Origin of the sequence: Moorena producens 3L (assembly GCF_000211815.1) — a bacterium.
Classification (GTDB): domain Bacteria; phylum Cyanobacteriota; class Cyanobacteriia; order Cyanobacteriales; family Coleofasciculaceae; genus Moorena; species Moorena producens.
The window spans coordinates 1-22,883 of sequence record NZ_GL890929.1; the positions used below are offsets into that span (position 1 = coordinate 1).

Consider the following 22,883-nt stretch of genomic DNA (forward strand, 5'->3'; position numbering starts at 1 on the left):
AGGGAGCAGGGAGCAGGGAGCAGGGAAGAGGGAAAAAATATGTGTACCTCATGAGGAGAAAAAGCGCTATATCGGTTTGTTCTACTTAGAGGATACTCGTAGCTGGAAAGTTCCCCATCTGACCAACTGCTGCTATAAGTAATTAGTCATACTTAATTCTTAATACCCACATAATAGCACTGACACCAATCTGTTCCCCTTTGCCAACTCTAAGTCAGCAGGTTATACTTGACTAGTAGTTTGCTATTCATCAAGACAGAAGGGGGTCTTATTTTTTTTTGGTGACGATTTAAAATAGAACCAAAGTTATTTAATAACACAAGATAATTTGTCGCCGTTGTCGGGAAAAGGTTACAGTAAATAAAAATTTACGAAAACAGTATCAACAAAATAGTTTTACCATAGTTATAATCAAAATAATTATAAGTGATGTTTGAAGTTATGGGGTAATTCACCTAGGTAATCAACTTAATTATCTCTATTTTTAGCTCTTGCCTCCGGTTTATAGTTTGACGAACGTAACGTTAATTTTTATCTCTATTTATATCTATCCCTATTTATATCCCTAAACAACTTAGCCTTAGCCATAATTCTCGACAATCTAGGATAATTAACTAAATTTAAAAGACTGTCGCTCAGGGCTATCAATTAGCATTATTGTTCTTTATTATAGTGTACACTTCGATTCATGATATCTAACATGGATAGTTAATATTAACATGACATGAATCGTTTATTTCCTGAGAAAAGTTAATGAAAAAGGCACTGGTTTGTGGAGTATCTGGTCAGGATGGAGCCTATTTAGCAAAATTGCTCTTAGACAAAGGCTATACTGTGTGTGGCACGTCACGGGATGCTCAAATGTCCTCCTTTAGGAACTTGGTGTATTTGGGTATCCGAGACCAAGTTAAGTTGGAATCAATGACACTGACGGATTTTCGTAGTGTCTTGCAAGTGCTGACGAAATTCCAACCCTATGAAGTCTACAACTTGGCGGGGCAAAGTTCAGTGGGTTTGTCTTTTGGACAACCAGTAGAAACCCTAGAAAGCATAGCGACTGGCACGATTAATTTACTAGAGGCAATTCGCTTTACTGGTGCTCCCATTAAACTCTATAACGCTGGTTCTAGTGAGTGCTTTGGGGATACTGGAGAACAAGCCGCTGATGAACAGACTCCCTTTCGTCCCAGAAGTCCCTATGGTGTTGCTAAAGCAGCAGCGTTTTGGGAAGTAGCTAACTACCGTGAAGCCTATGGGTTATTTGCCTGCTCTGGTATTTTATTTAATCATGAGTCTCCCCTACGACCAGAACGATTTGTGACCCAAAAAATTGTTAGTGCTGCTTGTCGGATTGCTAACGGTAGTCAAGAGAAGCTTCGTTTGGGCAATATGGCAATTCAGCGTGACTGGGGTTGGGCTCCTGAATATGTTGAAGGAATGTATTTAATGCTACAGCAAGACCAGCCAGATGATTATGTAATAGCGACAGGGGAGAGTTATAAATTAGAAGATTTCGTGGCAACGGCGTTTGCTACAGTTGACTTGGACTGGCAAGAGCATGTGGTGACCGATAGCAACTTATTCCGACCGACTGATTTGGCTTTAGGGAAATCTAACCCAGCTAAGGCAAGGGATAAGTTAGGCTGGCAAGCCCAATACAAAATGCCGGATGTGGTGCGAATGATGGTGGAAGCTCGGTTGGAGAGTTTGTCTAAGTAAAGGGTAAAGGGTAAAGGGGAAAAAGGGACTGGGGACTGAGACGGTGATATAACTGGTGCTGCTGATATAACTCTGTCCCCATTACCCCATCACCCGATCACCCCATCACCCGATCACCCGATCACCAGCCTAAAATCCTCGTAGGGAAAAGGAGGTATTTTGGGCTACCTGTAGGGCTTGGACTAGTTGACCTAAAGAATACTTCAAATGGGAGCCAGCATCCACTGCTACCCAGCCTTGGGGAGTGGCATGCCGCCATTCAAAGTGTAGGTGGGGACCAGTAGAATTACCGGTGCTGCCAACCCGCCCAATTACAGTTCCTTTTTGTACCCATTCCCCAGGTTGGACAAAGATTTCTGATAGGTGAGCGTAGCGGCTTTCTTGGGTACCTTCCTCATGGCGCACCATAACGGTCAAACCGTAGCCACCTAAGAAGTCAGCTGTTACTACTTCACCATCAGCGGCAGCAACAACTGGAGTACCTAGGGGTGCTGCTATATCTGTACCAGCGTGGAAACGGCGATTACCGGAAATCGGATGAGTCCGCCAGCCGAATAGGGAGCTAATGGCAGAAGGAATCGTTACGGGGAACACAAAGCTGGATTGCCTGAAATTGGCCAGTCCTAAGGGTCGTTGGGTGAGATTGTAGTAGGCTAAGGCTGTAGGAAGTTTCCTGACAGACCGATTCCGCCGAGCAACGCTAATCCCACGAGGAACCCATTTAGCTGGACGACTCTTGGCAGGTTTGACTCGATTAAATCTGACCGGTTGAACTGAATTATATGAATTATATCTGACTGGTCGAACCGGATTATATCTAGCAGTTTGAGTACTAATTACTCGTGGTCTGGGTAATTGAGTTACTCTACGGTTCCGTCTACTTCCAGAGATAGCAATTGGTTGACGCCTCGGGGCAACACCACAATTCCCCCTGAGTTGCCCATTTCTGGCTACAGTCCGACAACCCCTTGACCGTTCAGTTAAAACAACTGCCGAGGGGCGAGTGTACCGTTTAGTGGCACCAACATTGTAGTTTGTGCGGTCAATATAGCTATTTTTAGCAGCGGTTTTTGGAACTCTAGGCTGTAATGCTACTGGATTGAGCTTGACTTTCGGTGGCTTGGCGACAGTGGCTTTAGCTGGTACAGAGAATTGGGTTCTACGCTGTACTCGTTTGACTGCGATCGCTTTTGTCCGGACAGATTTCCTAGCTGGTGGAGCAATCGGTTTCTTAACCTGGATAGGCACCGAGGGAGCTACTGATTTCCGGGCAACTTTTGGTGCTCGTGGGGCAATGGGTTTAGTGACCTTGGTTGCTGCTACTGGTTTTGAAGCAGCTTTTGCTGGGGCTGGTTTGGCCACTGGCACAGCTGGCACAGCAAAGGAGCTTGGGGGTGTAGGTTTAGGCAAAGCAGCAATAAGAGTTGGATCAAATGCTGCTTCCGTTATAGATTTGGTAGTGGTGTTGACTGATACAGCTTCTATGGGTGACTGAGTTTTGGCCACAACCATACCGCTGCTGAGGACACCAATACTACTCATCACACTCAGTCCATGGATGAGTTTTGGGCATCGGTAGAAAATGCTATACAGGGTGCTACCAGGGGAGTTTTCTTTGGTCATTTACGACTCACTAAATAATTACTACACAGTTATACTCGCTCGGCTCAGCCATCAGCCATAATTCCGGCGTTGCGTCAGTCTTGGAATGAATAGGAGTAGAGTGGGCATCCTGCCCGCCCGGAAACTGTAACGGGCAAGATGCCCATGCCACGGCAAGATGCCCATGCCACGGCAAGATGCCCATGCCACGGCAAGATGCCCATGCCACAGGTGCGACCGTTGGCGAATTAAATTCGCTATAGGTGCGCACCGTCAGGAACGGGCAAGATGCCCATTCCACAAAACTATTAAAATCATTCCATTATTAAGCAACGCCATAATTCCTGTTTTGTTGATTAGTTGATGCTTAACATTTGACCCTTAACCGTAAGAGTTCTCAACAACTACGATAGCCAAGACTGATTGTACCGGGCTTGAGCAAAATTTCTTTTGGGGTCGGAGTATCGTGTAGATGCACTCGCAGTTCGCCCCTAGGGGTTACCCCTGTTATGATGCCTGGATTTCCTTCTACCATGACCTGGCTTCCTTGATAATTGAATAGCGCTAGATATCGTGGTAGCAAACTATTCATTCCTTCCTCTGACCAGAGTTGATATCCGGACAGTAGTCCTTGTAAAACAATCGCAGCCAGCATTTCTATAGAAGTCACAGTGGCATAGGACTCGGGTTGCCAAAATGAGCGCAAATTGATGCCAGATTCCGGCACTTCATTGCTCCAGTTAATTCCGACACCCACAACGGCTTTGGTAATTTGACCCTGTTTGACACGGGTTTCTGTTAGAATACCTCCGAGTTTGCGTCCCTTAAGTAGTAGGTCATTTGGCCACTTCAGAGACACAGGCATAGCGTAAGCTCTCAAAGCTGTAGCAATTCCCCAAGCACTACACATGCTTAGCTGGGCGCTGTCCAATGCCTGTAACTTGGGAGCTAAAGCTAAGGATAAGTAGAGTCCACCTTTTGGAGATTGCCATTGTCGTCCCCACTGTCCCCGCCCTGCTGTCTGTTGCCCAGCAATAACCATGGTGGGAACTGTTGCACCTTGGTTGAGCAATTCCCAAAGGGTTTGGTTAGTGGATGGGAGAGTGTCAAAGACCTGTAGAGGAATTGGTGGAAATTGCCCCATGGCTGGGGAGTTGAGGGGCAACTGTTCCCTTACTGCTTCCAGAGCAATTTCAAACGCTTGTTGATTAAATGAGCTTTTATTCATTTAAATGATAAGCTCACGTAAATGATTATCTAGCGTGAAGGACATTTATCTCGGCAATAGACTTCTAGAGATTTAATTGTCGCTGAGTCGCGATAGTTCTGGGTTTGGTTATATTCTTTCAATGGTGAAGCATAAAGGCCAGAAAACTGATTATTAGTATCATTGACGGCTACTCCCATGCGAAAGGCTATATCTTCCGATAGGTTGGCAAAATTGACGTATTCCCGAGACTCGCTGGCATAGTTAAAGGACAAGGTAGCATCACCGTAAGTTTGCTCAGCTAGTTTGAGGGGTGTGCCAGGGCCAACACCTTTGGTGGTGCGATAGTTAGGATTTGTGGTGAATAACGCTTCCATTACGGTTGAATTACCCATAGGTGTTCCCATCGGGTAAAGAATATAGTATTGGGGTTGTCCTGATTGGATAACTGCGATCGCATCGAAACCGACAATAAACGGTGACTTCACCTCAAATTTTGCTTTATCCCCTAGGGATTGTTTCAGCTGTCCCAAGGTCATTCCCAACTTAGCCGGTCCAATTCCTTTAGGAGAGATAGTAAAGGCATCTGATGCTGGTGGAGACAGTTTGGTTGTGGACTTTGAACTGCCAGATTTAGATGTGTCCTCTAAATTAGGCGGGCTTGGCATCGGTTGGGAAACCGGTGTTTTCTTAGTTGATGGAGTAGGCGACGGGCTACAGCTCATCAGCACCATCAGCAAACTCGTGATTAACCATCGAGATTTCATCAAAAATTCACGGCTGGATACTCCCCTGACACCCCATTGGGGTTAAACCTGAGAGGTTGCGCCGCGCCTCCTACAAAACAATTAGTTGATCAGTTAATGAACATTTAACCTATATATTTTAATTGATCGCTGTTTTTTGACGATTGACGGTTAACTGTTAAATCTCAATAGTAACTCTCAACAAAAACAATAGGTGCGCTTTCCGCATCTAATTATTAAATTCGCCACGGGTCGCACCTCTAGCTATTTTCCTGAGTCAATAATTTCTTCCCGAATTATTTGTGCGGTAGCCGGAGCAAGGAGTACACCATTGCGATAATGACCTGTTGCTAGCCAAACATTATTGTAACCAGGCAGTTGATCAATAACAGGGGCAGGTCGTCCTTCTGGACGAGGGCGTAACCCGTACCATGTGTGGATAATTTCTGCTGTGGCTAGAGCAGGGCAAAATGCGATCGCATTCTGTCTGACCACCTCCAGTAAGGCTGGTTGTGCTTCTACATTACCTGCATCATCGGGAAACTCAACTGTTGCGCCCACCCAGTAGTCTTGCTTACCTACTGGCAAAATATGAACATCATCACGAGTAATCACTGGCTGAAAATCTTCATATCCCATGGGCTGTGGCAGCCGCAATTTTACTCCTTGTCCCAGTACTGGTTTGAGAGTCAGAGGCAGATCTCGACTAACTTGCAAGTCTTGTGGTTGGAGCATCTTAATCAGCCCAGATGAACCCAACCCAGCAGCCACTACTAGCCAATCTATCTCTAGGGTTCCAGAATCAGTAGAGATTTGGGAGCAATTGAGAGAATTGTTGAGATCGGAACCTATGGATTCAAAGCCTTTAACTGTGATTCCAAAATTAAACCTAACCCCATTGGCCTCAGCACCAGCCACTAATACTTGGGTTAGGGCAGTTGGATCAATTTGTAGGTCTTGGGGAGAATAGATTCCAGCAATAAATTTATCTTGACTCAGCTGAGGGCAACGGTGCTTAACTTGGGGAACATCCCAAATTTCTAATTGCCAACCTTGGGTGAGGCGAGTTTGTACTAGTTTTTCCCAAGAGGCCAAGTCCTCTCCAGGCAAACACAGCTTCAAGATACCGTTGCGATTGACTGGAATCTGGTATCCCGTGAGTGCCTCTAATTCAGGAATCAGGGTCTGATAGCGCTGGATACTGACTTGTCGCAGCTGCCACGCCCTACCCTTGACTTTTTTACTAATGGCACCCATCAGTACCCCTAAAGCAGCACCAGTAGAGCCTTGTGCTGGCAGATGCTGGTCGAGCACAGTGATACTTAGCCCATTTACCCGACTAAGTTCATATGCGATCGCTGCTCCAACGATACCGCATCCAATAATAGCGACTTTACTCACAATTTTATCGATAACTTTTTAACTAGTGGGAATTAGTTCCAAAAAGTTATCAAATTTTTTCAAGGCTGCTTCGTAGTTTTTGAGTGCTAGCTGGGAGTTGCGCTCTACAGAAGCTTCATCAATTTTCACCAAAGATTTCAACAATACTTCAGCCGCTTGCTTGGCTGCTTTCTGGTCTTTGGGAAGAAGTTGACCAGCCAGATAGTTACTGCTGCGCCCTAGATCTCCTAACGGACCATGGATAAATGAACTAATATCTACCCAGTTTTCGTCTTGAATGTTGGCTTCGAGAACTGGCATTTTCTCGCGAAGCTCAAGCACTCTAGTAGCACTTGTCTGGATTTGGGCAATTTTTTCAGGGGTGTAGGTAGGAGCGGTGGTGGCACTTGGGCTACCACAGCTGACCAAAAAGGTCATCACCATTGCCAGAATCACAGTCAGAATAGACCGATAACTTCTCATCATCATTGTTTGTTCGCTAGCCAACCTCTCGGGAAAACTACTTAAGGTTCTTGACACTCCCCGCCAGCTTATGAGCGGGGATTCTTAGTTCTACGACACGCCTTGTCTTGATGCAGTCGCTCATGGGGGAAACCCCCAAGACCGCTTAGGTGCGCTTTCCGTAGGCGAATTAAATTCGCCACGGGTCGCACCTCTGCATCGCTAAAATTAGTTATCCAGCAAAGGCAGTACTTAAGCCAAATACCCGTTTAAAAACGCGCATATCGAGCCTAATTTAACTAAACGAGCGTGGGCTTATCTCCCTAAGCGTTGGGTCTCCCCCGTTCCCGTGTGCCCCACGGTACGTTTAGTTTTAAAATTTTATTTTACTGGGGTTTCGGTATCTGTTAAGATCCATGCGTTTTGGCGAGGTATGCGCGCTCCTCGTGTACTAGTATCGCTTTACGTCGTTGTTTTAAATTGGCAGTACCGACGAATCCTGCCTGTACTAGGCTACATGTTTATTCTATCACACTTTACTTAAAAGCCGTCCTATAATAACGGGGCTTTAAACCCAAAATTTTTGGTCAAGTACTATAACCCAATATTGGTCACATCAAACGAAAAGTTTAATACCCAATAGGGCACCTTGACCACTGATTGCATCAAAGCTTACCAACCCAAGCACTACTTTCAGCAAGATCTTGGTTGGCGACATACTAATTAATTCACGAGCTGCTCAGGTAGAAGCTACTGACTGCTGTTTGCCTTTCTCAAGCTTGTATCTGAGCTGTATAAATGTCAGATTAACAAGTTTATACAAAAATTAGAATTGGTTTGAAGTTGAGAATATCAAATTGATTGGTATCATGGTAAAAGCTAATAATTGGGATAACAATTATTAATTTCTCGATCATGACGGATTTTTAGTTTTAATTAAAATCAAGTCAAATAAGACTATATTACTAGTTCAGCAATCGTTACTGATGGAAATATTGACTAAGGCTTAAGCTAAGTAATGATGAAATAAATTCGCCAACCCTGATCACAAGATATTCTACCAAGCTATCATAAAACAAAATGTGATTTATAGTACTAAAAAATCTTTGGCTCTCTTTTCTACTCTTCCCTACTCCCTACTCCCTACTCCCTACTCCCTACTCCCTACTCCCTAAAACTCCAATGAGCGATCGCAATATTATTACCACCGAAGCGGATAAGCGAGGTGGTAAACCTTGTATTCGACAGATGCGCATAACAGTTGATGACGTTTTAGGCTGGCTAGCAGCTGGTATGTCTCACGCCGAAATTGTCGATGACTTTCCAGAATTGACCGAAACAGACATTAAAGCTTGCCTAGAATTTGCTGCTGATCGCGACATCGTTTAATTGCCACGGATACTGAAAAATTCAAGCTTTGCGTCTTAGAAACGGCACCAGTATTTCACTAATTTCCTTCGACCAATGCTCCTGAGGGTAATGTCCAGCTTCCTCCAGCTTCACCAATTCCCCATTCTTAAGCTGATTAGCAAATTGCTCAGCTTGGTCAACCGGAAGCCAAGGGTCTTTGAGTCCCCAAACAATTAAGGTTGGTTTGTCCCAGTTGCGGAAACCTGATTCAATTTCTGCCATACACTTGTTCATCTGGATATTCTTGATTGTCGCTACCAGAGAACGTCCAGGATCGGAGCTTTTGAGGAAAGGCTTGCGATAGAGATCTAAATACTTGTCTTCAATGCGATAGCGAGACCCCCCTTCCAGACTTCGGTCAACTAACAGGGGGTCTTGGGTTAACATATCTCCGATGAATGGCCATCCCCATTGCTGCATCTTGCTGGGTAACTTGGCAGCCGACGAGACAGGTGTATTGAGAATCACTAGACGCTCAATCTGGTCTGAGTGACGCAAGGCATATTGAAGTCCCACTGAGGCGAGAAAGCCTTGGACAACTAAGGAAAACCTTTCGATTTCCAGCTGTTTAAGGAAATCGCCTAAGGCTTCAATGAACGCATCTGGTGTGTAAGGAAAGTCAAGCCGATCCGGTTTTGCGGATAATCCAGAACCGAGCCAATCTGGTGCGATCGCATCGTACCCTACTTTAGCTAAATCTGGCATGATCTCACACCAGCAAAAACTCTGGGATGGCAAGCCATGAAGCAGTACTACTGGCACTGGTTTACTATCGCCAACGGCTTTAGCTTCCCGATAGAACCATTCCCAAGACCCGACTTCTATAGATTGTTCACTGATGGACACGGTTGTTTTGCCTTTACGCTGTTGCTTGTCGTGTGGCAATCCTGATCGACTTGTGAACAATACTTCCCTTGAAAATAGTTCGTCAGTCCTGAGTGCTGAGTTTTGAGTAAGAACTGTGACTGTTCACTTTTCAGCTCGGATTGCTATATGAGCTTACCCCTGAGTGGGAATTTAGACAAGTGAGGACTCAGGTGCCAGACTTTTATGGCAAGGGGCATGTGTTGCAACCACATACAGATGTTTCTTGTGCAGCTGGGTATGCATTGGTCCACTGACCGTTCCAAAAAGCGCCATGGTCGGCACATGTATCTCCACAAATCTCAGGAGCATAAGTGTTATTGAGAATAGGTTCGATAGCTGGATAATCACAGCCGCAAGAATAATTCTCCCTAGCCTTCTCACGAATCGTGTTTTTCATTTTCCCTAGCCAGCTACGGCTTTGATCATTCACCTTGAACATAATAATATTCTGACCTTGGATGAGCCCAAACATATCACCATAAAGCGGGAACGATTGCTCAAGAGTCTGGAATATGCTGGGACGAGTGGCCATAAGATACTGGGGATAGGGATGACTTGCATCTGCTCCAATACTTGCAATCATCGTTGTGGAGGCTGCCATCGTATTAGCTAGCTTTACAGCAAAGTCACGTGTCCCCCTGTTTTTAGTTGTAGTATTTACACCAATCACATCAGCATAGAAAACTTCTGGATAGGATTGATCTTGATCTGATAACGGCATGACCTTGAAGCCAATGTTTTGCCGTGTGTTTTCACTCATGTTTGACATCGCTTCTGTATAGCCCATGAGTGCACGTCCCCAATCATTACTAAACCACTCTGCCTGCTGGTAGGGCTGCTGCTTGGGCTCCATAGAATCCGTTGCATTCTCATAGCTTGCCATCCCTAGCAACTCTTGCATGTTGTCTATCGCCTGGGAGTTAAGTTGGCATTCATTCTCAGGCAATGGGAAGGGATATTCTCCAGTCAAGCTATGGGCAATGTCTAGGTAAAGAGTAGCATTTGTCGTGCCACCAGCCATATCAAGCATCATGCCCCGAATATCGGGGGGAATCTCGCTGGTATAGGTGCATGAAGACAAAGCACTCTGAATTTCATCTAGGTTCGTTGCATTGGCAATCGCTGGATCATCTTGTCTATAAAATAAGATATTTGCACAACCAAGCTGGGGAATTGCGTAATACTCCCCACCTACCTTAACCCCATCTATTGCGTATTCAACGAAGTCCTCCAAGTTGTCGATTTCACTAGCCTGTATCGGTTCGAGCCAGTTTTTACTGCGAAAGTAGTCGAAAAACATGGCATCGAATACATAAACATCTGCATCTTCAGGAGGATTATTCGAGTAACCCCCATCCCAATCCTCCGAAGGAACGAAATTCAAGGGAACGTTTGGTTCAACCAAATCCCATTCAGCTTGTATTGCTGTTTGGAATTGCTCAAGCCGAGGAACGTATGGATACAGTGCAACCTTTAGCTCTGTAGCCAATGCTTCTCCTATTCCTAGAAGACTGATAGCCAAGGCTAAAATTAGGGTCAAGCTGAAATTAATTAGTTTTTTCATCACTATTTCATCACTACATATCTAGCCCCTTTTTTCCCTCGTGGATCAATCAGTGCCTGCTGAACTTGTTGACAATCAGTAGCAGGCAGCAGTGGCAAGGATTGCCGACTTGTTCGAGTTGAGTAACCCGGGGGAATCGAAGCCAAGAACCATTGGAAACCTTTATTCTGACATCGGTTCCCCTAGCATATTATGAGTTCATTTTTCTTGCGCTTACCCTGGAACACTTGGTTCTTCTTTTGATCAAATTACTAAATTTTACACTAAAAGTATAAATTTTTATAAATAATTGGGTAGATTTATCTTAGGTTGTAATAAAAAGATACAAATTACGTTACTAACTAGCAGTTAACCATAGGAGATTAGGCGTGAACGCAGCTGAACAAGCAATCGGCTTAGAAGTCACCACCAAAATTGCGGCTGTTGTGAATTTGTTTAAGTCTGAATTCCCTGATGCCAAGGCTGACCTCAAGCCTTGGACCAATGACCCGGAAACCCGAGAACTGGTGGATCCTAACTCCATTGACATTGGTTTTCACTTCCCTGGCTGGAGTAGACGCTTCCAAAGTCGAAGTATTTTGTTACAGATTCGGTTTCATAAAGACCACTTGGATCAATCTCATCGGCTGATTGGTTTGGAAGCGACCGCCTTTAACCATCAAGGAGAAGCTTGGCGACTGTCCACAGTGGAGCGTTGGCAAATTATCGGTAATTGTCAGCCATCAGCTGAAGTGGGGGAAAAGCTAAAACATTTCTGTCGTCAGGTGTTTGAGTTGTTTCTCTGATTGAACTTGTTGAATCTGGTTTCAAGCCAATAACCTTGGCCAAAAGGCCACGCTTTAGGCTTTGCCGACGCTGCGCGAAAGCCAACAACCTTCAACATTAAACCTTAAACCTTCAACATTAAACCTTAAACCTTCAACATTAAACCTTAAATCTGATATCCCCTTGGTGTAATCATCCAATCCTGATGAATATCAGTGCTTTGATTACCAATTAGCACCATAGTTAGCATATCAATGGGTATTTCCAGCATTTTGTCAAGAGTTGTGAGAGTGATGTTTTCATCGTCTCGATAGGCTGAAACCACAATGGCTACAGGGGTATCAGGCTTACGATGCTTGAGAAAAATCCGTTGTGCGATCGCAATCTGCTCAGTACGATTACGCGATCGCGGATTGTACAACGCAGTCACAAAATCTGCTGCGGCTGAGGCTTCTAGACGCTTTTCGATTACTGGCCAAGGGGTCAATAGGTCACTCAAACTAATGGCACAAAAATCATGCATCAGGGGTGCTCCCACACGAGAGGCAGCAGCTTGTAACGCTGTAATACCAGGAAATACTTGCACCTGGGGTGTCTTACCATCCCAGCCCCTAGAGCGCAATTCTTCTAGGACTAACCCCGCCATACCATAGATACCGCAGTCACCAGAGGAAACCACTGCTACCGTTAATCCCCACTCAGCCAGTTCAATAGCCCGTTTTGCTCGTTGGGTTTCTTGGGTAATTGGTAAGGCTTCGATAATTTGTCCTGGACGTCGCAAGGTTGAAATTAAATTGATATAGAGGGAGTAACCAATCACAGCATCAGCGCTGGATATAGCCGTTTTAGCGGCTGGGGTTATTTGGTCAAGATTTCCCGGACCGATACCCACTAGCAACAGTTTCCCCATACGTCCAGTGTATTCTACTGGGGATTGAGCAATCGCTACAGTTACTGCTCCTGGTTGATTAGCTGATTTGACTATTTGTTTGGGAACTAATAAGGGTTGAAGGTTAGTCGCTTGTAAGTTAGTCGCTTGTAGGTTAGAACCTTCAACCTTCAACTTGCTAACCTTGGCCAAAAGGCCACGCTTCGCGAACAACTTGCTAACCTTCAACCCTCTAGCGCCACAGAGAGCTGCTGCTTCGGCAACGCTGGGAGTACCAACTTCTGCCGCCACCACATCCGATGGGTTGGGTACGGTTACGGAACGGAGTACGTCAGCTGGGAAAGTGCGTAAAGGCCAATGGCGCTCTTGGCACAATTGGACTATGCCGACTTCATCGGCTTTGCGGTCAATAGTAGCAATTCCTGCGATCGCATTTTCTGATAAACCATAACCCTCACAGGTCTGCCGAATCGCCATTTCAATCAACTGCTTCGATGTTCCTCGCTCACAGCCAATTCCCACCCACATTACCCGTGGATACCACTGCACGTTTGGTAAATCCGATTCTGGAGAAAATTGCTGGTGGGTGGGACTAATCCAAATCCTGGCTTTAGGTGAGATCGACTCGGATTCACTTGTAGCGCTATCCTCTGGAAATCCGAAATAAAAAGGATGTCCATCTCTAAGATGAGCTTGCCAAAGAGTGGAACCAGCCTCTTGAATTACCTGTACTATTTCCCCACGGGCAACCACAGCACTGACTCTAGTCCAATCCCCTTTTCCCCGATACCAGCCAAAGGGAATACCTAAGACATCAACTCCAGGTAGACCTAAATCCGCTGCTGCTCCCGTTAAAATAGGCGTTGAGTCGAGTTGGGAAGCAATTAACCGTGTCAGTTGATCTGCCCCCCCTTGATGACCACTACACAAACTAATTACAAAACCTCCCCCTTGATCAACTACCACAACTGCTGGATCACTGGACTTATCCGTTAACAAAGGAGCAATTAAGCGCACCGCTGCTCCGGCTGCCAAACAAAACACCAAAGCACGGTGGTTTGGCCAGAGGGAGGCAATGTGGTCTTTGAGAGAACCCTTGTAGACAGCAACCTGTTCTAGGGTGCTCAGAGAATTCGGTACCCAAAGAGTTGCACCAGTAGTTTGACACAGGGGTTGCAGGATTTGAGCCCCAGTAGGAGTGGTAGCGATCGCAGCTAGGGGTTGGAAATTTTCAAAAACCGATGCCATCATGAAAGAAATAAACGTTAACTAGGGCAGATCAAGATACCCAGCTTTACTCTTAAAATAGAATATTCCCGCTTGCTGTTTATCGGTTCCTCGATTCCCAAACAAGCCTAAAAATACCCCAGCTAATAATAACTGATATACTGACGAACTTAGTAGTGTTTTTTTTCAATAGTTTACAGTTAACATTTTGATAAATACCAAGTAACTTAAAATCTGATATAATCCTAATTTATTATTAATTATATTATTACAATTCAACCGCCATACTCTAGATAACATTTATAACTATATCATCAAACTCAATACTGATTTATGTTCACACTAAAAAATAATCACATCTCTTTACTAAATAACAAGCTGCTAACCTTCAAGCTACTTTAAAATTAGATTTTCTATTATGTCACTTTCTATTGCTTATCTCGGACCACCAGGAACTTATACAGAAGCCGCTGCCACAGCTTATGCTGAGCGACTCCAGAAACAACAGGGTCAGCAATCCCTCTTGTGTGCTTATCCCAGCATTGGCCAAACCTTACAGTCAGTAGCTAACCAACAAGCTGATCTAGCAGTGGTACCTGTAGAGAATTCCATTGAAGGCAGTGTCGCCATGACACTAGATCGGCTTTGGCAACTAGATCAGCTACAAATCCAACAGGCTCTGGTTTTGCCCATCAGACATTGTCTGATGTCACGGGCATCAACCATAGCAGACATTAAAACTGTTTATTCCCATCCCCAAGCCCTGGCTCAGTGTCAGGGGTGGTTAGAGCATTTTCTGCCATCAGTGCAACTGGTACCTACCAACTCCACTACTGAAGCGCTACAGTTTTTGGACAAAGATCACAATGCAGCAGCGATCGCTTCTCAACGAGCAGCAAAGCTTTACACTCTACCAGTACTGGCATCTAACATTAATGACTATCCCGATAATTTCACCCGGTTTTGGGTGCTGAGTTTAAAGCCATCTCCTGGAGGTAGTCATACCTCCTTAGCATTTAGTCCTCCTGCTAATATACCTGGATCCTTGTCTAAACCACTCCAGGTGTTTGCCCGTCGAGGTATTAATTTAAGTCGGATTGAGTCTCGTCCCACCAAACGATTACTTGGTGAGTACATATTCTTTATTGAACTGGAATCAGATCTGTATACACCATTATTTAAAGCTGCTCTTGAGGAAATAATTCCTGATCAGGAAATCCTCAAGATTTTTGGCAGCTACACCCTCATAAATGTTGATAATTTTACTTTCAACAGTTAACCGTCAACCGTGAACAAAACTGTTATAGCAGTTATTAATTGGGTGAGGTACTTTCGTTCTGGGTTAATGGAAGTAGGGAGTCGGGAGTCGGGAGTCGGGAGTCGAGAGCAGCGGATCTGGCCAAAAATCCTGTGTACCTCATAGCTATGAGAAACGCTACAATTAAAGCTTAAGTCAATGCATCTTTGAGTACAGTGCGTGCTGCTAAGTGATTGCGAGTTGAAGTGAGAATTTCTGTTTCCCGTTCTAGACGTTTTTCCGTGTCCAGGGTCTCTAAAAGTGCCTGCTGTTCTAAGGCTACGCCATACAGATTGCTAGCAACCCAGTAAGACAACTCAATCGGTAGATCGGGCAGGTCTTCTGGTAGCTCAATTTTCTGGTTGGTCAACTTAGCGGAAAGACGCACAACATCCCGCAATAACTGTGCGACGTCTTTTGCCTTTGGTTTGAGGTCTTTAGCAGGTGGCTGGTCTTCAATCCATTCCACTAGTCCAACCCTATAGGGTTTTTCACGAACGTACTCTAAGAGCCGAAACCGCTGCTGACCTAAAGTTACTATTTTCATCCGGTCATCGGGAAGACGCTGAAAGTGGATAACTTCAGCGCAACAGCCAACTGTAGCTGGTTCCTGTTTAACAGGATCCCACATTAAGACACCAAATCTGCGATCGCTATCCAAAATCGTGTTCATCATGATTCGGTAGCGAAATTCAAAAATGTGTAACGGCAGAGGGCGTCCAGGAAATAAAACTACTTCAGGTAGGGGAAATATGGGGAGTTCTCTGACAGCAATCGAGGATGAGGATACCATTGTGCCTGGGTTAAAAAGGTAACTTCGCTTATTTACATACTTTAACGGATTTTGTGTTTGACACTCCACGGCATAATTCTTCCTGTAGTCTTTTGTAGTGACCTAGCTACACTCGCGAGGCTAGGGGAGTGTAGGCTTGAGCTCCTCAGCAATAGCAGTCATAACTTACTACTCTGACAGCAGACCTGTAGGCTAAAGCATCCTGCGATACAACAGTATCAGGTCTTGATAATTGTGTATGATCCAGCCAATGAGGTGATTGTTGAATGGAGAAAGTAGCTCAATACCGCGAGTAGGTTCAGAGATTACTGAACCAGTACGCCCAGGATGATGTTTCTAATGATGAGGTGGAAGTACAACTAATTTTTGACACTGTTCGGGATCATTACCAGTGGATGAATGTGGGTTGGGAAGATTTGAATCGGATTTACCGTTCTATCGTTCATTTAGATATCAAAGACGGCAAAATTTGGCTTTTCCCAGAGTTGGTCTCGCGCCGCTAGCCTCAAGGCCGTTAGCCTTCCATCTATTGGTGTGCTTCAAAGCTCGCTGTAATTGATAAGCTGATTAAAATCTGAATAAATAAGTTTTTGTGGTATGGTTATTCGAGCAATTTTTCAGTCTACCAAAGTAGAAGATGCTTCCTCTCCATATGACACCATTCATTTGAAAGTTTTCTATCCAGCCCTGATGTCAGGCAGCGATCAGGAACAAAATATGGGTATTGTTCCTGCTGATCCTCAGCAGTCTCCCTTCAAAGTCGTCATTTTCTTTAATGGCATAAACTGTAGTCCGGAAGTATATCAGTGGCTTGCTATTAAGTTGGCAGAACGTGGGCTTGTGGTTGTCACTTTCTCCTGGGTTGCCGAAAACTTACCTGGTATAGTAGGTCTGACTCCAGGTGTTGACATCGCAATGTGGGCTCCAAACACCTATGGTTCAGCTCCAACAGCCTCTGCTTTACCAAGCCTATTGGTAGCATTAGAGAAATTACAACTTAACGGAGTTCTAGCTGGCCTGCTTGATTTAAAACACATCATTCTAGGAGGACACTCCGCTGGGGGCAGAGTTGCAATTGAAAGTGCAAATCCACGCTTCTTTCCACAAATTGTGGCTTCTTTTGCCTATGGTGCACATACAGCAGGAGGAAAGCAACTAGGATATCCATCGGGCAAAATCTTACCTTTACCTGATGCTTTACCATTAATGCTGATTGGAGGAACCTGTGATGGAGTTATTGCCAACAGCAGCCACCGCTATGGAGTAACTTGGGAACAAGCAACCACTCCAGTGTTACGCACTTTTAGAGAATCGATCTCAGGGGGCAGAGACGATAGTTATCTGCTACTTCTAGAGGGAGCCAATCATTTCTCTATTGCTTATCCATCTGATTCCACTACTGGTAGAGCTTTCCTAGACTATCCAGCATCTCAACCGGAAGACCTACTACGGAATTTGCTAGCAGAAACAATTGGTTTATTCATTGATGCTCATGTTTCCCATCAACCTCAAGCCTTGTCAGCAATCAATCAATACTTAAGTTCTGAGAACCCTTTGATTGCCTCCTTTGAACGGAAGTAATTTAAATTAATTTAGTGAGATTGTTGGGTTACTTAACTTAACCTAACCTAGCAGCGGGCTTGATCGCACTGTGTTACATTTTGACCGAAAAGTCTAAGGGCGCAAGCCCCTTGCTTCTAGCCATGGGGTAAGCCCGCAGGGAATTTATCCCTTTTCTGTCACTTTCCGAATTCAATGATTAACAAATAAGCCAGATTATCCAGAATAAAAAAAGGATTGACATTGATTAATTTCACTAATTAGCTGATTCAATCCCAGGCCTAACTTCTGGGGGGGCGACGAAAATAGTTATAAAGCAGACAGGACAAGCGATTTAGCTCTCATTCCTCGTAAATAATACTTCCATTTATTACGATTAAGTCTCATTAATTCTCGTACTAAATTAATACACTCATCGCTAAAACTGACCCAATTTTGAGCATATAATCCTATATAAAAACTACTGTGTCGTCGTTGTGAACGGCCATCTTCTTTTACTCTGCCGATATATTTTTGAATTCCTTTTAGTTTAATTTGCTGTCCTTGAATGGTAGCAGAAGTATAGGCTATTGATATCAATAAAATTAGCGAAATCAACCGATCACCATAGACATTAGTGTCTTCTAAATTATCGCCTCCTGTTTTAAAATCTCTAAACATTTCTTCAATGCCAAACCGTTTCTTATAAGCAGCAATCGCCAATTCTAAGGAATTTAAATTTGTCATAATGAACCATCCTTCTTTGGGGATAAATCCGGAAATATTACGCTTCCATTTGCATGCAACGTTAAAAGTGCTAAATCCCTTTATTTTAGTTATTTTTACTCCTTTAATAAAGAATGAAGTTCCTGGTATTAACCCAAGATTTGATAACTCAATCCAAATTTTCTTTTTGACTTCAATAAACTCATTTTTTTTGAGACGTAAACAAAAGTATACAGACTTTTCTGACAACCATTTCGCTAGCTTAACAGAACAAAATTCTCTATCTCCCAATAGGCAAATTTTATAATCTTTAAAAATGGGAATTATTGTTGATAGATGACTGCTCTGTTCTTTAAGATTACTGCTACCTAATTTTGGCATCAAAGTAAAGTATATTGGCAATGCTCTTTTATCCCAAATCAGGCTAGTTACTAAAAGATTTATTTTACCCCAATTTGTACGGTCAATTGCTATATAAACTAGTTCATCTGTTTCAAAGTATGTTTCTAGTATACTAGCTATGATAGGAAACCAAATAGTTTCAAATCTTAGATTTGGTAAAGACAAAAAGCGCTGAATTCTTTTTCTTATACTTTCAAATTTTATTCCAAGAGGTAAAGCATTTGCTAACTTTTCTATGCTAACTCTTTTGATTGATTGTACAAGCATCACTAAAATATTTAATAAAATAAAATTACGATACTTTAGTTGAATTTTAAGATGCTTTTGATAGAATAAGGGTAACATTTGCAACAGATAGGTCTTATTGACAATTTGAGACCTATCTTTTTCTATCACAGATCGTTACACTCTTGACGTATCAATCGTTTCAAGCCATATCGTCGCCCCCCCAGCCTAACTTACTATTAGGTAAAATATCTAACCATGGAAAAATAAGCCATAACATCATGATGGGTTGAATCAGTAAACGAAAATTGTTTAACACATTCTTCCATCCACCTTCATAATTCCATTGTTGATGATTAATCACCTGGATATCATCAGTATCTGTCACCTCATTGGCCACTTCTGCCGATTGATTTAAAGATAAAAAAGCTGGATAATTTAAACTAATCTCTGACAATATTCATCTATTATTGATACTGTTGCCTGGGTATCCCTGGCTAAATGTTTTAGGATTTGTTCCTCTACATCTATTGCTGTGCTTACCTTGTAGAGTTTCTTTTTTTTCTTTTTCTACTTATTATAACCGGAGAGTGACAGAAAAGGGTTAATCCTTGATTCTCAGGACTATCGCACTGTTTTATCAATATTGTTGATAATAATGCCTCCTGATTTATTCTTGCCCTTACCCTGGTTCTCTAAGGACGTTTCAGCGCTAGGGTTAAGCCGTCAGCGATCGGTACCAGACTAATAGTTACTCTTTGATCTTGTTGGATTTTCTGATTAAGAGCACGAATAGACTCGGTTCTATTATCTGTTATTTCCGGATCGGCTACCTTACCTAACCAGAGCACATTATCTATCAAAATTAGTCCACCTGGGCGAACTAATTCAATGCAACGCTCATAGTAGCTATCATAGTTAGCTTTATCAGCATCAATGAAGGCAAAATCAAATGTACCACCTTGAAAGTCTGCTAGTAAACGGTCTAGAGTTTCCAATGCTGGTGCAATGTGGAGATCAATTTTTTCAGCCACTCCTGCCATTTGCCAGTAGCGACGAGCGATCGCAGTATACTCTTCACTAGTATCGCAAGCAACTACTTTACCATCTGGTGGTAATGCTAATGCTACTACTAGAGAACTATACCCTGTAAATACTCCTATATCCAGAGTTTTCTTTGCCTCCATTAGCTGTATCAGTAGTGCCATAAACTGCCCCTGTTCTGGGGCAATCTGCATTACACCCATAGGATGTTGTGCGGTTTCTTGTCTGAGTTGAGTCAAAATTTCCGCTTCTCGTAAAGAAACTGAGTGAAAGTACTCATAAAGCTTACCGTGGAGTCCAAATGTTGTACTAGACATCAGGGATTACTCTCAAATTTTTCATACACTGCTTTAATTATTATTGTTGACATAAATTGGTCAGTTAGGAAATTTGGGAACCTAAGAATACACGTTTAAGTGTGTTGAGTCGCTTCAGGGGCGACATCAGCTCTCAAAATCTGACTATATAAAGCTTTGATGCCAATGAGCTCATACTCGATACAGTCGCCAATTGACCCTCCTTTCATTGTCATGAAGATCCGGACCCTTATAACTACGTCCAAGGTCTGCCCAAAACAGCATGTATTTTTTTATACCTTATGGGCTGAAATTATTAGCCAGTATCGATGTCAGATTGCATGTCGCCCCCCCAGCAAGGATTTACTCTTGACCATACTCATCTCTAATCATTATTAACCCATCTTTTAAAGAAATTTTAGGCTCCCATCCTAACACCTGTTTCATCTTATTATTACTAGCGCACTGATTGACAATCTCTGAATAGTTTACTCCTCCTTTAACCTCCACATATTTCACTCCTGGTTGGAAAATACTAATAATAATATCTATGATATCTCTTATCCTATACTCCTTACCACTACTAATATTAAAAATTTCACCGATAATATTGGAATTTGACTCTAATGAAGCTTTGGCTACCATGATAATACCTTCAATAGCATCTGATATATGAATAAAATCCCGTGTATATTCCTGACCATTATTGGTTAAACGTAATTCAGGAGGTAGACCGTTTTGCAATCTTTGTATAGTACGTGGTACTAGACGTGAACTCTTCCTATCTAACCCTCCATAAAGATTAGCAAAACGTAAAATATTTAACGGTACTTTATAAGTAAAGTAAAACGATTGCGCTAACAAATCTGCACAGACTTTAGAGGTTTCATAGATACTTTTTGCTAACAAAGGCTCGTCTTCAAAATAGGAGTTTATTTGAGTTGCATCTCGTCCATAAACCTTATCTGTTGTACTCAAAATTAGATGACATGGATAAATACTTTTTCGTATAGCTTCTAAGAGAATATAGACTGCACGTATGTTGTATTCACAGGTTACCAGAGGATTTTTAAAGCACCATCCTTCAACGGCAACACCTGCTAGATGGATTACTAAATCAATTTTGCTTGTTAATATTTTATGAACTACTGTATTCTCAAAATTTTCCAAAGAGCCGATGATAAAATCATCATATAAATTGTGGCTGGGAGTGTTTACATCTGTTGCTATAAAATAAATAGAAGGATACTCTGTTTTAATTTTTTTACATAATTCCCCACCTACATATCCACTCGCTCCAGTTACGAGCCATACTTTATTGCTTAAGATATCTTTTAGCATTTATAAATATAGATCAACAACAACACAGATTAAAAACGTAATTGTTCAAGAATAATCTTCTGTGATGAGCTAAGAAAGCTGTAAGGGCTAGGAGTCAAACAAAGCTAAAAGCTTTTCAAAAGCGAAGGAATTTTGTAAATACCTCCAAGGATAGAAATAATTTTAAGTGATAATGATCATAAAAAACAGCAATAATTAAATATTGTCATTATCATTATATTATAGGACGCTCCTATTTGCCTCCGGCTTGAATATTGTTTTACTCTCTGGAGCAGACAGGGATGGGAGTTATTCACACCGAAGCATAAACCAAAGTCGAAAAAACAAGCGAGACCACGCTAAAAAGACTCAAGAGCCCATGGTCGAAGATGAAGTGAGCCTCCTTGGGAGGAGCTTAGCTAATGCTTCTGAGTTAGAAGCATCTTATATTAATCTCCCGTTTTGAGGTTTTTTTTGGGCTTAAGTATCCGAAACATTGAGGGATGATAATGATTGAGTCTGAGACGTGAGTCCGCCATCTATCGGAATCAGCGCTCCAGTCATAAATGATGCACCATCTTGGGAAAGAAAATAAACAACACTAGCTATGTCTTTCTGCCTGTTACCATAGCAATACCGAGTATGACATGGCAAAAGATTACCCGGCAGATGATGATCTACTTGAGGTTCTTGCCCAGGCCCCCACTCTAGACAAAAACGGTCGTCGTGCGATTATTTATGCGGCCATTAAGGCTTGTGCTGCTGATGCAGAATATCATCCGGATGAACAGGCATCAGTCCACAAAATGGCCCAATATCTTGGCATTGAAGAAGATGTCGTTAATCAGATTGAGGAAATTTGCATGTCCGAAGCTGAGATGCGAAAAAAACGGATTGCTGTAATGTTCCCTGAAGGCATCCCTTATTAGACTTGTTATTGTTAGTGGCTGCTCGCAGGATTGGCGATCGCAATCAAGCTTTGGGGATTAGGAGTACCTCAATTGAGAGTAATTATGTTGTTGAATTAGTTACATTTCAACAACATAATCGCCCTTATAGAATTAAGGAATTCCCAACCCCTTACCCTAGCGAATGGGTAGGGGAAAGGATCGCTTTTTCTCCAAAGCTAGTCTCGCGCTGCTGCCCTCAAAGCCGTTAGGCATCCCAGGTCGTAGGTACCGTTTGTCACTGGGAGTCAGAGCGGGGCGATCGCCCCGCTCTGACTCCCAGTCGCCAAGGTCACAGATGCTGATTATGGTAGCGCTTGCTCGTGAGTCCAAGTCCTTTGAGTTGCGAGGTTCTCAAGGCTGGGTTGGGATGGTGGCGCGATCACTAGTGGCGAGGTCTAGAGAAATTTGGCAGGATCTGATACATTTTATTACTGGTGCAATCTACATGCATAA

General features: G+C 43.1%; 21 protein-coding genes and 1 pseudogene. 7 read left to right on the forward strand and 15 right to left on the reverse strand.

Going from position 1 to position 22,883, the window contains the following annotated elements; genetic code table 11:
• The first annotated feature begins 753 nt into the window (after window positions 1–753).
• Window positions 754–1,719 (forward strand): GDP-mannose 4,6-dehydratase, encoded by a 966-nt coding sequence (locus tag LYNGBM3L_RS16330; protein ID WP_008185429.1) that lies wholly within the window; start codon window positions 754–756, stop codon window positions 1,717–1,719.
• 129 nt (window positions 1,720–1,848) lie between these two features.
• On the opposite strand, the gene LYNGBM3L_RS34925 is transcribed toward LYNGBM3L_RS16330, so the two are convergent.
• From LYNGBM3L_RS34925 to psbQ, 6 genes are all read right to left on the reverse strand, one after another.
• Complete coding sequence (locus LYNGBM3L_RS34925) at window positions 1,849–3,342, reverse strand: M23 family metallopeptidase (RefSeq protein ID WP_008185431.1); 1,494 nt, start codon at window positions 3,340–3,342, stop codon at window positions 1,849–1,851.
• Between the two features lie 10 nt (window positions 3,343–3,352).
• A complete protein-coding gene (locus tag LYNGBM3L_RS40940; RefSeq protein WP_131827241.1) occupies window positions 3,353–3,622 on the reverse strand; it encodes a hypothetical protein in 270 nt (89 codons plus the stop codon).
• 96 nt (window positions 3,623–3,718) lie between these two features.
• Window positions 3,719–4,549 carry a biotin--[acetyl-CoA-carboxylase] ligase gene (locus tag LYNGBM3L_RS16340; RefSeq protein WP_008185433.1) on the reverse strand — a complete coding sequence of 277 codons (831 nt, stop codon included), beginning with the start codon at window positions 4,547–4,549 and terminating at the stop codon, window positions 3,719–3,721.
• Window positions 4,550–4,578: 29 nt separating this feature from the next.
• On the reverse strand, window positions 4,579–5,295 hold the full coding sequence (locus tag LYNGBM3L_RS16345; protein ID WP_229414541.1) for a hypothetical protein: 717 nt from the start codon (window positions 5,293–5,295) through the stop codon (window positions 4,579–4,581).
• 243 nt (window positions 5,296–5,538) lie between these two features.
• A complete protein-coding gene (locus tag LYNGBM3L_RS16355) occupies window positions 5,539–6,675 on the reverse strand; it encodes an NAD(P)/FAD-dependent oxidoreductase (protein WP_008185439.1) in 1,137 nt (378 codons plus the stop codon).
• A gap of 18 nt (window positions 6,676–6,693) precedes the next feature.
• On the reverse strand, window positions 6,694–7,194 hold the full coding sequence (gene psbQ, locus LYNGBM3L_RS16360) for a photosystem II protein PsbQ (protein WP_229414543.1): 501 nt from the start codon (window positions 7,192–7,194) through the stop codon (window positions 6,694–6,696).
• Window positions 7,195–8,298: 1,104 nt separating this feature from the next.
• Between psbQ and LYNGBM3L_RS16365 the strand changes: the two genes are divergently transcribed.
• A complete protein-coding gene (locus tag LYNGBM3L_RS16365) occupies window positions 8,299–8,505 on the forward strand; it encodes a DUF433 domain-containing protein (RefSeq protein ID WP_008185444.1) in 207 nt (68 codons plus the stop codon).
• A gap of 21 nt (window positions 8,506–8,526) precedes the next feature.
• On the opposite strand, the gene LYNGBM3L_RS16370 is transcribed toward LYNGBM3L_RS16365, so the two are convergent.
• Window positions 8,527–9,372 carry an alpha/beta fold hydrolase gene (locus LYNGBM3L_RS16370; RefSeq protein WP_008185446.1) on the reverse strand — a complete coding sequence of 282 codons (846 nt, stop codon included), beginning with the start codon at window positions 9,370–9,372 and terminating at the stop codon, window positions 8,527–8,529.
• A gap of 202 nt (window positions 9,373–9,574) precedes the next feature.
• On the reverse strand, window positions 9,575–10,957 hold the full coding sequence (bcmE, locus tag LYNGBM3L_RS16375; protein WP_008185449.1) for a thiamine pyridinylase: 1,383 nt from the start codon (window positions 10,955–10,957) through the stop codon (window positions 9,575–9,577).
• Window positions 10,958–11,325: 368 nt separating this feature from the next.
• On the opposite strand from bcmE, the gene LYNGBM3L_RS16380 reads away from it, so the two are divergent.
• Window positions 11,326–11,742 carry a Tery_1686 family protein gene (locus LYNGBM3L_RS16380; RefSeq protein ID WP_008185450.1) on the forward strand — a complete coding sequence of 139 codons (417 nt, stop codon included), beginning with the start codon at window positions 11,326–11,328 and terminating at the stop codon, window positions 11,740–11,742.
• Between the two features lie 146 nt (window positions 11,743–11,888).
• On the opposite strand, the gene cobJ is transcribed toward LYNGBM3L_RS16380, so the two are convergent.
• Window positions 11,889–13,859 carry a precorrin-3B C(17)-methyltransferase gene (gene cobJ, locus LYNGBM3L_RS16385; RefSeq protein WP_008185453.1) on the reverse strand — a complete coding sequence of 657 codons (1,971 nt, stop codon included), beginning with the start codon at window positions 13,857–13,859 and terminating at the stop codon, window positions 11,889–11,891.
• A 397-nt stretch (window positions 13,860–14,256) separates the two neighbouring features.
• On the opposite strand from cobJ, the gene pheA reads away from it, so the two are divergent.
• A complete protein-coding gene (gene pheA / locus LYNGBM3L_RS16390) occupies window positions 14,257–15,117 on the forward strand; it encodes a prephenate dehydratase (protein WP_008185455.1) in 861 nt (286 codons plus the stop codon).
• 169 nt (window positions 15,118–15,286) lie between these two features.
• Here the strand turns inward: pheA and LYNGBM3L_RS16395 are convergent, their stop codons facing one another.
• Window positions 15,287–15,928 carry an LON peptidase substrate-binding domain-containing protein gene (locus tag LYNGBM3L_RS16395; RefSeq protein ID WP_008185458.1) on the reverse strand — a complete coding sequence of 214 codons (642 nt, stop codon included), beginning with the start codon at window positions 15,926–15,928 and terminating at the stop codon, window positions 15,287–15,289.
• Window positions 15,929–16,236: 308 nt separating this feature from the next.
• Here LYNGBM3L_RS16395 and LYNGBM3L_RS36650 point away from each other — a divergent pair.
• Window positions 16,237–16,404: pseudogene (locus LYNGBM3L_RS36650) on the forward strand (element excision factor XisI family protein); the annotation flags it as partial.
• A 121-nt stretch (window positions 16,405–16,525) separates the two neighbouring features.
• A complete protein-coding gene (locus LYNGBM3L_RS16400; protein WP_008185462.1) occupies window positions 16,526–17,509 on the forward strand; it encodes an alpha/beta hydrolase family protein in 984 nt (327 codons plus the stop codon).
• A 288-nt stretch (window positions 17,510–17,797) separates the two neighbouring features.
• On the opposite strand, the gene LYNGBM3L_RS16405 is transcribed toward LYNGBM3L_RS16400, so the two are convergent.
• The 4 genes from LYNGBM3L_RS16405 to LYNGBM3L_RS16420 all read right to left on the reverse strand — a co-directional run bounded on the left by LYNGBM3L_RS16405 (window position 17,798) and on the right by LYNGBM3L_RS16420 (window position 21,501).
• Window positions 17,798–18,940, reverse strand: coding sequence for an IS4 family transposase (locus LYNGBM3L_RS16405; protein ID WP_044492478.1), 1,143 nt, complete (start codon window positions 18,938–18,940; stop codon window positions 17,798–17,800).
• 82 nt (window positions 18,941–19,022) lie between these two features.
• The gene (locus LYNGBM3L_RS16410; protein WP_008185466.1) at window positions 19,023–19,277 is read right to left on the reverse strand and encodes a hypothetical protein; all 255 of its coding nucleotides are present in this window, start codon (window positions 19,275–19,277) and stop codon (window positions 19,023–19,025) included.
• Between the two features lie 238 nt (window positions 19,278–19,515).
• Window positions 19,516–20,181: a class I SAM-dependent methyltransferase gene (locus tag LYNGBM3L_RS16415; protein ID WP_008185468.1), complete on the reverse strand. Its 666-nt coding sequence runs from the start codon at window positions 20,179–20,181 to the stop codon at window positions 19,516–19,518.
• A gap of 342 nt (window positions 20,182–20,523) precedes the next feature.
• Window positions 20,524–21,501: an NAD-dependent epimerase/dehydratase family protein gene (locus LYNGBM3L_RS16420; RefSeq protein WP_008185470.1), complete on the reverse strand. Its 978-nt coding sequence runs from the start codon at window positions 21,499–21,501 to the stop codon at window positions 20,524–20,526.
• Between the two features lie 626 nt (window positions 21,502–22,127).
• On the opposite strand from LYNGBM3L_RS16420, the gene LYNGBM3L_RS16425 reads away from it, so the two are divergent.
• Window positions 22,128–22,409: a tellurite resistance TerB family protein gene (locus LYNGBM3L_RS16425; RefSeq protein WP_008185472.1), complete on the forward strand. Its 282-nt coding sequence runs from the start codon at window positions 22,128–22,130 to the stop codon at window positions 22,407–22,409.
• Between the two features lie 156 nt (window positions 22,410–22,565).
• On the opposite strand, the gene LYNGBM3L_RS40945 is transcribed toward LYNGBM3L_RS16425, so the two are convergent.
• Window positions 22,566–22,760, reverse strand: a complete 195-nt coding sequence (locus LYNGBM3L_RS40945; RefSeq protein ID WP_131827240.1) for a hypothetical protein — start codon at window positions 22,758–22,760, stop codon at window positions 22,566–22,568.
• Between the last annotated feature and the right edge of the window lie 123 nt (window positions 22,761–22,883).